The 12020-nt window shown below is 65.1% G+C and carries 10 protein-coding genes; 4 read left to right on the plus strand and 6 right to left on the minus strand.

Going from position 1 to position 12020, the window contains the following annotated elements; all coding sequences use genetic code 11:
* The first annotated feature begins 154 nt into the window (after window positions 1-154).
* Entirely contained in the window at window positions 155-1246 is a 1092-nt protein-coding gene (locus tag ACQ7JA_RS11910; RefSeq protein ID WP_430897870.1) for a hypothetical protein, read from the plus strand.
* Window positions 1247-1314: 68 nt separating this feature from the next.
* Here ACQ7JA_RS11910 and ACQ7JA_RS11915 read toward each other — a convergent pair whose 3' ends face one another.
* Window positions 1315-1860, minus strand: a complete 546-nt coding sequence (locus ACQ7JA_RS11915; RefSeq protein ID WP_430897872.1) for an NMCC_0638 family (lipo)protein — start codon at window positions 1858-1860, stop codon at window positions 1315-1317.
* 94 nt (window positions 1861-1954) lie between these two features.
* Here ACQ7JA_RS11915 and ACQ7JA_RS11920 point away from each other — a divergent pair, with 94 nt between their 5' ends.
* Window positions 1955-2521 (plus strand): flavin reductase family protein, encoded by a 567-nt coding sequence (locus ACQ7JA_RS11920; RefSeq protein ID WP_430897949.1) that lies wholly within the window; start codon window positions 1955-1957, stop codon window positions 2519-2521.
* A gap of 51 nt (window positions 2522-2572) precedes the next feature.
* Here the strand turns inward: ACQ7JA_RS11920 and ACQ7JA_RS11925 are convergent, their stop codons facing one another.
* Window positions 2573-3271, minus strand: coding sequence for an HNH endonuclease (locus ACQ7JA_RS11925; protein ID WP_430897874.1), 699 nt, complete (start codon window positions 3269-3271; stop codon window positions 2573-2575).
* A gap of 252 nt (window positions 3272-3523) precedes the next feature.
* Between ACQ7JA_RS11925 and ACQ7JA_RS11930 the strand changes: the two genes are divergently transcribed.
* Window positions 3524-4813 (plus strand): MFS transporter, encoded by a 1290-nt coding sequence (locus ACQ7JA_RS11930; protein ID WP_430897876.1) that lies wholly within the window; start codon window positions 3524-3526, stop codon window positions 4811-4813.
* Between the two features lies 1 nt (window position 4814).
* Here the strand turns inward: ACQ7JA_RS11930 and ACQ7JA_RS11935 are convergent, their stop codons facing one another.
* From ACQ7JA_RS11935 to ACQ7JA_RS11950, 4 genes are read right to left on the minus strand one after another with little or no spacing between them, the layout of a single operon-like run.
* A complete protein-coding gene (locus ACQ7JA_RS11935; RefSeq protein ID WP_430897878.1) occupies window positions 4815-5987 on the minus strand; it encodes a Wadjet anti-phage system protein JetD domain-containing protein in 1173 nt (390 codons plus the stop codon).
* Window positions 5971-9339, minus strand: coding sequence for an ATP-binding protein (locus ACQ7JA_RS11940; protein ID WP_430897880.1), 3369 nt, complete (start codon window positions 9337-9339; stop codon window positions 5971-5973). The genes ACQ7JA_RS11935 and ACQ7JA_RS11940 overlap by 17 nt, the downstream gene beginning before the upstream one ends.
* Window positions 9336-10004, minus strand: a complete 669-nt coding sequence (locus ACQ7JA_RS11945; protein ID WP_430897882.1) for a DUF4194 domain-containing protein — start codon at window positions 10002-10004, stop codon at window positions 9336-9338. Before ACQ7JA_RS11945 ends, ACQ7JA_RS11940 begins: the two co-directional genes overlap by 4 nt.
* 7 nt (window positions 10005-10011) lie before the next feature.
* Entirely contained in the window at window positions 10012-11472 is a 1461-nt protein-coding gene (locus ACQ7JA_RS11950; protein ID WP_430897884.1) for a DUF3375 domain-containing protein, read from the minus strand.
* 171 nt (window positions 11473-11643) lie between these two features.
* Here ACQ7JA_RS11950 and ACQ7JA_RS11955 point away from each other — a divergent pair, with 171 nt between their 5' ends.
* Window positions 11644-11970 carry a hypothetical protein gene (locus tag ACQ7JA_RS11955; RefSeq protein ID WP_430897886.1) on the plus strand — a complete coding sequence of 109 codons (327 nt, stop codon included), beginning with the start codon at window positions 11644-11646 and terminating at the stop codon, window positions 11968-11970.
* Window positions 11971-12020 lie beyond the last annotated feature (50 nt).

Consider the following 12020-nt stretch of genomic DNA (forward strand, 5'->3'; position numbering starts at 1 on the left):
GGATGGGAATTGCATTGCACCATCCCTGTCTTGCCGGCGAAATGGCTTTTGCCGTGAACTCTCCTAACACATCCGCGAATCGGTGCTTTAAGCGGACGAAAAGCATGTTCGGCGGAGCATGCTAGCATTGACGAGTTGAATTGGAGACAAGACGATGAAACAGCATGTGGAGACAGGGACTGCGCGCAGGCGCCTGAAGCTGCTGGGCGCGTCGGCACTGATGGTGCTGCTTGCGGCATGCGGCGATCATCCGCCGAAGGACGACGATGACGACGACGATCCGCCGCCTCAGAACGCGGCCATCACCATCGTCGCGGGCGACCCCACTGCCTCCGGCACCCGCGATGCCACCGGCACGTCGGCGCGTTTCAACACGCCGCGCGGCATCACCATCGACGCGAGCGGCAACCTCTACGTGACTGACCAGGTCAACGCCACGATCCGGCGCATCACGCCGTCGGGCGTCGTCACCACCCTGGCCGGCCGCGCCGAAGCACGCGAGAGCATCGACGGCACCGGCGCCAATGCGCGCTTCACCAGTCCCGCGGCGATCGCGATCGACGGCAACAACGTGATGGTCGTGGCCGACGCGCGCGCCATTCGCCGGGTGGGCCTGGACGGGCGGGTCGACACCATGTTCACGCTGCCGATCGGGACCAATGTAGCGACCGGCAGCCTGAGCCACGTGTACACGGGCGGCATCGATGTCGACACCACCGGCAACGTCTACGTGACCAACGGCTACGGCACCCGCCGCATTACGTCCTTCGGCGTTGCGACCATGATCGAAGGCGTGGCGACGCAGAACAACCTCACTGGCACGCGCGATTTCCTGCCGCGCGGCGTGGCGGTCGACAACAGCAACGTGGTGTACGTGGCGGACCTGACGAACACGATCAGCAAGCTGGGTGGCAATGGCAGCAGCCTGACGCGTTTCGTCGGCTCCTCCGGCATCACGGGCGCGACGAATGGGACGGGAACCAGCGCCAGCTTCGAGCGCGTGGTGGCGATGACGGCCGACCCGCAGGGCAACCTCTACGTGGCGGACGGCGTGAACAACCTGATCCGCAAGATCACGCCGGGCGGCGTTGTGTCGACCATTGCGGGCACCGTGCGCAGCACGAGCCTGAAAACCGGGCCGCTTGAAGGCAGCAGTTTCGCAGACCTGCGCGGCATCACGACGGACGGCAAAGGGACGCTGTATGCGACCTCTGGGCACGCCGTCATCAAGATCGTGTTGCCCTAATCGTTAGCTCCAAGACCGTCGCACCGGCGAAGGCCGGTGCCTAAGTCACTTGAGTAGCTGCTTCAGCTTCAATGGCCAATGGCAGCAGTCGCCACCCCCTGCGCCACGCTCGACTTGCTGGTGGTAACGGTCAGCGCAAACAGCGGCTTGCGCGGCGACTGCCCATTGCTCCACTCATAAGCCACAGTGCTCTTCACACCATCCGGCCCCTTGTCCGCCGTGTTGCGCTTACGTTCGCTCGCAAAAGGCGCCGGCGGCTTGCTCATCGCCTTCTCGAACAGCGCCTTGGTCGCGTCCGCAGGGACGGTCTTGGCGTAAAGCGCGCACATATTCTTATCCTGGTGCACGACCAACACAAACTGGCCATGCTGGCTGGGAACGACCCAGGCATTGCCCTTGGCGCCCTGCAGGAACATCGCCGCCTTCTCGGCCGGCAGCTGCGGCGTCGTGCTCAGATGCTTACGCAGGCCGTCGAAGTCATGCAGGTACTTCAGGCAGTGCGAGGAATAAATGTCCATGAACGCGGCAGCCTGCTGCTCAGGCGCGGCGATTGCGATTGAAGAAAGCAAGGTCCCTCCGAGGGTAATGGCGGCATTGCGCAAGTGCTTGTGCATTCGTGCTCCGGCTGGGTTGGTCTGACCTTACTATGATGCTTTAGTCAACCGAATCGTGGCGCACGACGGCGTTCGTCTCGCTTCGTCTATTCCGATGGCGCGCAGCTACACCAAACAAGATTTTCCACTCCACAAGATCCGACGCTACCTTGAGCCGGGACCGATCGTGCTCGTCAGTTCCGCTTGGAAAGGGCAGCACAACATCATGACGATGGGATGGCATACGGTGATGGAGTTCTCGCCGTCGCTGGTCGGCTGCGTGATCGCCTCGTCCAACCACAGTTTCGAGCTCATCCGTCAGAGTCGCGAGTGCGTCATCAACTTGCCGACCGCGGCGTTAACGGATGCCGTGGTCGGCATCGGAACCAGCTCGGGCCTTGACGTCGACAAGTTCGAGCGCTTTGGCCTCACCCCCGAGGCCATCGATCGCGTAGAAGCGCCGGCGATCCGCGAATGCCACGCCCAGTTCGCCTGCCGCCTGCACGACGATAGCCTGGTGGACAAGTACAACTTCTTTATCTGGGAAGTCGTCGCTGCCCGGGCGGCGAGAACACCGAGGCATCCGGAGACGCTGCATTACACAGGCGAGGGCGTGTTCATGGTTGCTGGGAAAGTGATTAGCAGGCGCTCGGCGGGGCTGCTTGCAATGGAACCCGAATGAGCGAAGCGTTCATGTAAGGGGTAATCGCGAGCCGCTCGAATACTGCCGTCTTCAGGCGAGGCTTGAAGTTTGCATGGGCAAGACGGTTTCACCGCTCAATTCTGGAACCTCAAGGATTAAGCGTGGAATTCGCTCATACAAGGTGATCTTGAATTCATCCCGATCTTTCGAATAATGGCAGCGGCGGTGACAGTTTGGGCAAAGGGCCGCCGCGTTCGTAATCGTATCCGACCCATGACTCGCCAAGGGCATGACGTGATGAACTTCGAGGTAAGGCAAGCCATCATTTCCGACAAACGGCGCTGGGCTGCCGCAAGCTTCGCAATGGCCCTTTGCAGCATGGAGCACCCATGCTTTCACCGCTGGATCACGTACGAATGTCGTGATGGTCGATGTGGTCGCAACAGGTGCCGTCGATCCTTTTGGAGCAATGCCCAAATGTCGCTGGCGCAGGGTGGAGACACGCAATGCAAGTTCACTGGCGTCATCGGTCGGCACGTAGGGCTCGAGCGATTCGATGCCATACGCACTCAGCAAGGCAATCATCTTTTGCTTCACGTCTGCGCCGATATTACGAGCCGGCTTGTAGCCAGCGATAAACGGCATCCTTAGCTCGTACAAGGCAGCGGAGATGTTCTGCATTCTGAACTCAACCGAACCTTCGGTCCGATTGGCTAACTCACCAGCCCGCATTTCCCGATTGACGGCTGCCTTGTTGTAGCGAATACCGTTGAGTTCTTTGTGCAGCATGCCGAGATAGGCCTTGATGGTGGCGCCTAATTCGGCATCGCTTCAGTAGTTCTCGTCGGTTCCTGAGTTTGGGATGTTGGACATGAGGCTGATCGGACTATTGATCTGCTCAGTCTAATTCTTGTTCAATATCTTCTCAACAATATCTAGGATGGTCTCGAACGTGATCGAATTGCTACATTTGAGCAATCATCCTACTGAGGGTGCGGAATAAACTTTCGTTCAATCAATGTTCATTGATAGGATCTCGGGATGAACGCATCCCCTTCCTACGGAATCACCCCGCCACGCATTCGCCGCCGCCAGACCATCGCACTTGTCCTGCTGGTCGTCACCGGTGTCATCAACTACCTCGACCGCGCCACGCTCGCTGTCGCCAACGAATTCATCCGTGCCGATCTCGGCCTTTCGCTCGGCGAGATGGGACTGCTGCTGTCGGCGTTCTCTTGGAGCTATGCGCTGTGCCAGCTCCCGGTCGGCGTGCTGGTCGACAAGATCGGGCCGCGCTGGCTGCTCGGCATGGGCTTGGTGGTCTGGTCGCTGGCGCAGGCCGCGGGCGGGCTGGTGTCGAGCTTCGGTTGGTTCGTGCTCGCGCGGGTCGTGCTCGGGATCGGCGAAGCGCCCCAGTTCCCGGCGGCGGCGCGCGTAGTCAGCAACTGGTTCCCCTTGCGCGCACGCGGCACCCCGACCGGCATCTACAACTCGGCTTCGCCGCTGGGCTTCGCACTGGCGCCCCTGTGCCTGTCGCCCCTGATCGCCGCAACCAGCTGGCACTGGGCCTTCTTCGTCACCGGTGCACTGGGCATCGTGGCGGCTGTCGTCTGGGTCATGCTTTATCGCGATCCAGTGCGGGAGGAACTGACCGAGGCTGAACGTGCCTACCTGGACGAAGGCCAGTCCCTCGAGGCTGCGCCGAAAGCTGGCTTCGCGTCGTGGCGTGCACTGTTCCGCCAGCGCGCCACCTGGGGCATGCTGCTCGGCTTCTTCGGTTCGGTCTATCTGAACTGGGTCTTCCTCACCTGGCTGCCGGGCTACCTGCGCACGGAGCGCCACATGGACGTCGCCTACGTCGGCGTGGCCGCCACGATTCCCTTCCTGTGCGGCTTCGCCGGCGCCCTGACGGCTGGTTGGGCATCGGACCAGATCACCAAGCGTGCCGCGTCGACCGTCACGGGACGCCGTACGGCGGTCGTGCTGGCCATGCTGGGCATGGTGGCTTTTACAATTCCGGCCGCACTGGTCGAAAGCAATACCGCAGCCATCGCTTGCATCTCGATCGTGATCTTCCTCGCGAACGCGGCGTCGGCCTGTTCCTGGTCGCTTGCCACGGCAGTGGCGCCACGCAGCCGTGTTGCCTCGCTTGGTGCGATCCAGAACTTCGGAGGATTCGTCGGCGGCGCCCTGGCGCCGATCTTCACCGGCTACATCGCACAGAGCTGGTCCTTCGTGCCGGCGCTGCTGACAGGCGCCGCCATCGCCTTCGCCGGCGCAATGGCATACCAGTTCCTGGTACTTGCCCCTATTCCCGAGCAGGGCGGCTGAACTACTGGCCAGGATCGAGCGCACGCTGCAATTCGTCCGCCACCCAGTCAAGGGCAATGCGTTCCTGCTCCAGCCGCACCGACGGCCCCCAGGCATGCTGTTTGAGGCCGAGGTAGACCTCGGCTTCCCCGGCATGCAGGCGCTCCAATGCCTGCGCCGGATGCTGGCTTGGTTCCTCGCTCCAGAGCGGGCGGTGCCGGAGCAGGGTGTGCTCGTCCATGAGGAAGGAGCGCAGCGCCGGCAGCACCCCGCGAGCGCGGTTCAGGATTGCGAAGCCATGCGTGTCGATGTCGCCCCAGTATAGGCAGTGCGCGTTGCCGACCCAGGGCAGGCGCCCCAGCCCGTCGACGCCGTAGCCGAGCGCCATGAAGGCGACTGCGCCTGGCATGTCCTCCAGCGCGAGCCCGGTCTGCAGGTTTTCTACGATCAGGACATGGCGCGGATCGAGGTTGAGCCGCGCCAGCTCGTCCACGGGCGCTGACAGGTCGCCGAGGCCGCCGGTCCGTTGCCGCAGCACGGGATCGAGCACGCGCAGGCGTACCAGCCCCGGTATCCTGCGCAGGCCGCATAGCGCGTGGATGTCGGAGCCGCCTGCCTCGACACCGAATAGGGCGCCGACCAGGCTGCATAAGAGGGACTGCCGCACCTCGATCCACTTGGTGTCGAGTCCGGGAATTGGCACCTGTCTCAAATACAGGCCGGAACGAGGATTGGCTTCGAACCAATCTAAAGCGGCAAACAGGCGGTCGACGTCGCTGTCCGAAAAGTCCGCCAGCGCATCGAAGGCCATTGCTGCGTGGCCGGCCAGGGCAGGCCAGCGCTGTAACAGCCGCGTATGGCGCAGCACGGCCCGGTCCCAGCGCTCCTGCATGCCGATCCACCACGCCAGCTGGCGCGGGTTGTCGAGGCGAAGCAGCTCGGGCAGGCGCTGGCTGCCGAGCGTGCGCCAACGGCGCTCGGTCCAGCAAACGCTGCCTTCGCCCTGCCAGGCCTGCCAGGCGCGGACCCAGGCGCGGGTGGCTTCCAGCTGGGCCAGCGCCGCCTGCTCACCCGGCAATCCGAGCGGGATGTCGAGCGGCCAGGCCTGGCTTTCCGGGCCGGCTGCGAGCCAGGCGCGGTGCTGCCGCCCGAAGCGCCGCAGCAGCGACTCCCGGACGTCAGCCGGCGACTTCAAGTGCGCTTCCTTCCTGGGCCTGGGCCGGCAGGTTCAGGCGCTGGCGCTGCTCGTCGTATTCGATCGACAGCACGCTCGAGACGCGGCGGTCGCGAATGTCGACGAAGCATGCGCCGCCGATGAAAGGCTCGAGCGTCATCACCGACTTGAGCGGCGTGGCGACGATCATCTGGAAGCCGAAGTTGGCGAAGATGTTCATCGCCAGGGCGGTGAATTCGTTGTCGGCCTTGTCGAAGGCCTCGTCCAGCACCACCGGGGCATAGGTCGGCACGCCGGTGTCGCTGCCGCCCAGCTGGTAGCGCAGCGCTGCCGCCAGCACGGTGGTGGCCAGCTTCTGCCGCTGCCCGCCGGACAGGCCGGCGCCGCTGTGGTGGACCTGGATTTCCTGGCCCGCTTCGTCGAACTCGCGCGCGATGAACTCCACGTGCAGGCGCACGTCGAGCACCGCGTCGCGCCAGCGCCGGTGCGCGGTTTCCTGGCTCGACAAGCGCTCCACCAGGCGGCGCAGCTCGATGAAGCGCTGCTCGGCGGTGTCGCGCTCCTCGGTCCAGGCATGGCTGAGGGCCGCAACGATGTCCTGCTTGAACTGGCGCACCTCGGGAAGCTGGCGGTCCTTCGGCTGGATATGCAGGTAGGTCTGCTGGTCTGCGCTGCGATTGAACGGCACCTGGCGCAGGCTGTCGTTGACCTGCTCCATGCGCGCCAGGATCGCCTTGCGGCCATCGTTCAGGTAGCTCGACAGGGCCGCCAGGTTCTGGTGGCTCTGGTCGTGCAGGAGTTCGAAGAAGCGTTGCTCGTAGGCCGGCAAGCCGTCGGTTTCGAGGCGGGCGAGCTTGCGGAAGAAGTCGGGCGCGGCCACCAGGCGCGCATCGAGCCCGTCCGATTCCGCCTTCCAGCGTCCGATGAAGGCGGCGAACTGCGCCTCGACGAATTTTTCGCCCTGCGCCAGATCGCCATCGATGGCCTTGATTTCTTCGTTCAGCGTCCTGGCGACGGCGCGGTCGGCGCTGTCCACCTCTTCCAGCGCGATCGCTGCGCGCCAGGCCTGGAAGCGCCGGTCGAGGCCTACCTGCTGATGGGGCGTGAGCGCAACGATGCCGGCATCGGCGCGCAGTTGCGCGAGCTGGGCTTCCAGCTTGTCGACTTCCCGTTCGGCGGTGCGCAGTGCGACCGTTTCCTCTCCCACGGCGTGGCGCGCCGCCGTCACCAGCTCCTGCTGGGCGCGCAGGCGCTCGTCGATGCGCTGCAGGTCGGCATTGCCGTCGCGTAGCGCGGCGAGCTGGCGCTCGATGGCGGCGATGCGCTCGGCCAGCGGCAGCACGTCGACTTCCTGCCATTGCAGGTTGGCCAGGGTCTGGCAATGCAGCAGGCGCGCGCCGCGCGCCTGGCGCTGCGCACGCAGGGTTTGCAGGCGGCCATCGAGTTCACGCTCGCGTGCTTGCAGTTCGCGCTCTTCCTGCTCGTAGAGCGCGAGCTTTTCGCGGTTGTCGAAGCCCAGCACCCAGTGGCGGCGCGCATCGACGGCGTGGCGGTCGTCCTTCTCGTGGCGCGTGCGGCTGTGCTTGACCTGGCCCTCGCGGGTCAGCGCACGCTCGCGCGCGGCCCGGAAGCCGCGCAGCGAATCGACGCAGGCGTAGTCGAAGCGCTGGCGCAGTTCGGCCTGGAGCCAGTCGGCAAAGCCGCCTTCCTTGACGCGCACCTTGAGCACCAGCGATTCCGGCGCCAGCGCGCTGGCGGCGCTCTTCTCGGCGCGCACGGTGCGGTAGTAGGTCAGGCGGGCGCCGAGATCGACCTCGTTGATGTGGCCGGACAGCGCGGCGTAGTGCGACTCGTCGACCAGGATCGACAGCGCGAAGCCGCGCAGCACGCGCTCGATCGCGCCGCGCCAGGCCTGCTCTTCCGGCTTGACCTCGAGCAGCTCGCCCACGAAAGGCAGGGCGCCCTCGGCCACACCGATGGCCTGCGCCAGCTGGCGCCGCAGCAGCAGCATCGGCGCCGGGATGTTCGAGGGCTGGCGCCGCAGGGACGCGACTTCCTGGCTGATGCCGGACAGCGCGCCGCGTGCGGCGTCCAGTTCGCGCCCGAGGGCGGCGGCCGCGTCATCGTAGCTGTCGTCGTTCTGCCAGGCGTCGATTTCCTGGCGCGCCGTGCCGAGCAGCTCGGCGAATCCCTGCGGGTCGCCGCGGAAGTCCCATGCCAGCGCCTTGCAGGCGTTCACCGCCTGGCCGCGCTTGTGCAGGCGCTCTTCGCGCTGCGAGGCGAGAACAGCCAACTGGCCCTCGAACGACTCGATCTGCTCGCCGCCCGCTTCGCGCCGTTGCCGTTCGAGGTCGGCCAGGGCGGCGCTGCGGTTGTCGAGTGTGCCTTGCTGGCGCTGCACCTTGCCCGCCAGGGCCCCGATTTCGATCGTGCGCTCGGCGATGCGTTCTTCCAGCAGCCGGATGCGCAGGCTCTCGCGGTAGCTGTGCATGCCGGCCGCCAGTTCTTCGAGCGCGTTGCGCTGCAGCGCGAGCGCGTCCATCTGCTGGTGGCGGCTGCGCGCCGGCGCCAGCGTCTGCACCTGCTCGCGCGCGGTGACGACGGCCTGGTGGGCGGCATTGAGTTCGCCGAATTCGGCAACCAGGCGATCCGCCACCGCGAAGGTTTCCGGCTTGTCCAGCATGAAGTCGCGCAGGAAGGCGTTCAGGTCGCCCATGTTCTTGGCCGACTGCGTCTTGTGCAGCAGGCGCAGCGCCATGTCGCTGTCGATGCCGAGCAGGCGGCGGAAGCGCTCGCTATAGGGTGAAAATTCGTCGCGGGCGAAGGCGTCCGGCAACAGCTGCTTGAGCTTGCGCACATCGAAGTTGTTGCTGCCGAAATCGCCGATCTCGCGCAGGTCGAAAGGACGCTCGAGGATCAGGAAGTAGCGCTTGACGTCGGCGTTGCCGTTGGCATTCCCCCTGATCCAGAACAGCTGCACCAGCACGACGTGCTGGCCGGCCGCGCTGGCATAGTGCAGCGCCAGCGCCGACCAGGTGGTGCCGGTACGCAGGTAGCGCACCGCCGACTCGCCGGAGGCGGCGTCGGTCTGCGCGGTCCAGGCGCCGCGCACATAACTGGGCAGGTTGCGGTCGCGTCCTGCGCGCTCGGCTTCGCGGGCGGCGGCGTTGAAATCGATCCAGCGTGGCGGAATCAGGAGGGCGGACAGGGCGTCCAGCAAGGTCGACTTGCCGGCGCCGGAACGGCCGACGATCAGGAAGCCCCGCTCACTGATCGGAATGTCGTGCAGGTCGCCGAACGTGCCCCAGTTATAGACCTGCAGCCGGGTCATGCGGAACTGCTGGGCGGCGCGCCTGGAAGTAGCCTTGCTCATTCCTCGTCCTCTTCGTCGATCGCCTGCCGGCCCGGCGCGGCGGCGTCGCCCGCCGCCATGCGTTCGTACAGCGCGGTGAGCGTGATGATTTCCTCGGCCGAGAACAGCAGCTTGAGCGTGGGCGAGATCTCGAAGCGGTCTTCGCTGCCGCGTAGCTTTTGCAGGATGTTGTGCTTCTTGAGCTTCTCGATCGAGGCGTTGACGCGCTTGGTGAAGCCGGCGCGGTCGGTGCTGGTGGAGCGCTCGTAGGGCAGCAGGTTCTCCACCATGTCGTCGCGCGCCACCACGGCGCGCTCGCCGTGGGCTTCGGCCTGCGTCAGTCCCTGGCGCAGGAACAGCAGCAGCACCGAATCGATGAAGGTCAGCTGCGCGCGCCGGAGCAGGATCGGCACGTCCAGCTCTTCCGCGCTGACCTGGCTGGTGAAGGCCACCTGCATGTCGCGGTCGAGGACCAGGTCCAGGAACAGCTCGGAGAGGCGGCGCCGGATCACGGCTTCGTCGCGCAGCAGGACCGTCCACAAGGCCGAGTGGCGCCTGCCCTCGAGCGCGGGGCCGGACAGCAGTTGCACCAGCACGCGCCGGGTATCGAGCGGCAGTTCGCCGCTGTCGTTGACGAACAGCGCACCCGCCGGCATGGCGTCGGCCGGGACGGGAACGCTGTCCATGCCGGACTCAGGATGGATCACGCTGCTTCTCCCTGAAAAAATAGATGAGTGGGATGCGCGCCCTGCGCGCCACGCCGTCGGCGCCGGTCCAGCCCACGGTTTCGTGGTTCTCCGATACGATACCGCGCCGTACGCCGAGGGCAAGCAATCCCAGCACGCTGCCGAGGCCCTGACTGGCCGGGTATTCCAGCAGGATGTCGGCGACCGAGACCTGGGAGCGCAAGGCGAGCGCGGCGTCGACATGGCCTTCCAGCGAACGGAAGTCGATCTCGGACTGCGCCACCAGCTCGCCGATCGTGGACAGGTCCAGCGACGATGCTTCGCCTTCGCCCATGGCCCCGGGCAGGGCTTGCAGCGCCGGGTCGTGCAAGACCCATTGCGACAGCGAGCTCAGTTTGCTGCTGGTGAGCGTCAGCGTGTATTGAAGGGTGTCGGTTGCCTTGACTTCGTCTTTCAAGCGCAGCGCAGCCCGCTGCGCCTTGCGCAAGAGCTGGTTCAGGCGGCGCTGTTCCAGGAATTCGCGGCTTTGCACGAAGTGCTTGAGGCTGCGCGCGAACGATTGCAGGACGTCGTGCACCATGCCGCCCTGCTCGAGGAGCGTGCGGGTCAGGTGCAGCAGGAAGCGCCGCTCGCTGCCATCGAGCGTGGCGACGAAGCGGCGCGACATGAGCTGGTCCAGCGCGTCGTCCAGGGCGGCGGACTGCAGTGGATCGGTCAGCAGGCGCCAGAAGGCGGTGAAGGTGCGGCCGGCATCGCTTTCCGAAATCAGGTCGATTCCAGCGAACAGCGAGTCGAGCACGTCGCCACGGTTGCCGTCGTGGTCCATCAGGCGTTCGCGCAGGGAGCGGTTCAGGGTTTCGAATTCGTCGCGTACGCGGCGAAAATCGCCGGCCAGGTTGTCCGCCAGGGCGATGATCTCGCGGGTGCGCTCGAGCGCAGTCGCATCGGACAAGACCTCGAAGCTGCCGCTTTCTACTGCCGCGATCTCGTGCTCGATGCGCTCCTTTTCCGCGTGTAGCCGGGCGCTGCGGCGGGCCTGGTCGGCGTCGGTATCGTCGGCCAGCTTGCCGAGCGCGCCGATGACCAGGCTGAGACGGCTTTCGGTGGCGGCGCTGTGCGGCTTGGTGAGGCCCGACACGATGCGGATCGCCTCGACGGTCGCTGTCGCCAGCTCATAGGACTCTTCCTGGGAGCCCGGCGGAAAGCGCCGCTCCAGATAGCCTTCGGCGAGCCATCCGGCCACGTAGAGCTGGGCCGTCCGGGGCCAGTCTTCGCCCCGGTTGCGCAATTGTTCCAGGTCCCGTTCGATGCGCTCGTGCAGGATCGAGGCCGGCAGGCTGCGCTCGTTGTCGTAGAGATGGGTTTGCAGCAGCGCCAGCACTGCAGGGCCGGTATCGGCCGCCAGCAGGCGCCAGAGTGGCTGGGTGCGCAGATGGCGGTAGGTGGCGAGCGGTTTGTCGGTTTTCATGGTGTGCTGGGCGGTTCATTCTACCCATGTTTCTTGCCAAGCCCCAGCAATCGACGATGAGGGGCTGCTGGGGCTCAGATCGTCATGCTCCAGCGCAAAGCATCTTTTATAGCGTGTTCTCTAATGATTCGGTCGCGTCGTTTCTCAATGGTCGCATATCGGAGCATCACCATGCATGAAATAGCGAAAGCCGCCCTTTTCCTGGCCCAGTCTTGCCTCGGACTAGCTTCAGCATCCGCAGCGGAACCTCGGCTGCCTTCCGATGTCGCCAGATTCGTGGAACAACGTGAAGGTTGCGAGCACTTCCGCGGCGAATTCCCGGACCCGCCGGACGAGCAGCGCATGAAAGAGATCGAGCGCGAGATACTCAGATTGTGTACGGGCACCGACAAAAAGCTGGCGCGGTTGAAGCGAAAGTATGCGAGAAACCCGGTAATACTGAATCGGCTGAACGAACTCGAGGAGAATATCGAGCCGCCGCCGAGAGGCAAGCTGTAGAGAATAAAAAAACGGCCTCCCGAAGGAGGCCGCGTGATGTGATGCGAAGC

The sequence above is a fragment of the Massilia sp. BKSP1R2A-1 genome (genome assembly GCF_050586525.1).
Taxonomy (GTDB): Bacteria; Pseudomonadota; Gammaproteobacteria; order Burkholderiales; family Burkholderiaceae_D; genus Telluria.

What these genes read in the sequence shown, in the direction of transcription:
- ACQ7JA_RS11910 (WP_430897870.1), top strand. Translation starts at nt 155, where the DNA reads ATGAAACAGCATGTGGAGACAGGGACTGCGCGCAGGCGCCTGAAGCTG.
- ACQ7JA_RS11915 (WP_430897872.1), bottom strand. Translation starts at nt 1,860, where the DNA reads ATGCACAAGCACTTGCGCAATGCCGCCATTACCCTCGGAGGGACCTTG.
- ACQ7JA_RS11920 (WP_430897949.1), top strand. Translation starts at nt 1,955, where the DNA reads ATGGCGCGCAGCTACACCAAACAAGATTTTCCACTCCACAAGATCCGA.
- ACQ7JA_RS11925 (WP_430897874.1), bottom strand. Translation starts at nt 3,271, where the DNA reads ATGCTGCACAAAGAACTCAACGGTATTCGCTACAACAAGGCAGCCGTC.
- ACQ7JA_RS11930 (WP_430897876.1), top strand. Translation starts at nt 3,524, where the DNA reads ATGAACGCATCCCCTTCCTACGGAATCACCCCGCCACGCATTCGCCGC.
- ACQ7JA_RS11940 (WP_430897880.1), bottom strand. Translation starts at nt 9,339, where the DNA reads ATGAGCAAGGCTACTTCCAGGCGCGCCGCCCAGCAGTTCCGCATGACC.
- ACQ7JA_RS11945 (WP_430897882.1), bottom strand. Translation starts at nt 10,004, where the DNA reads ATGGACAGCGTTCCCGTCCCGGCCGACGCCATGCCGGCGGGTGCGCTG.
- ACQ7JA_RS11950 (WP_430897884.1), bottom strand. Translation starts at nt 11,472, where the DNA reads ATGAAAACCGACAAACCGCTCGCCACCTACCGCCATCTGCGCACCCAG.
- ACQ7JA_RS11955 (WP_430897886.1), top strand. Translation starts at nt 11,644, where the DNA reads ATGCATGAAATAGCGAAAGCCGCCCTTTTCCTGGCCCAGTCTTGCCTC.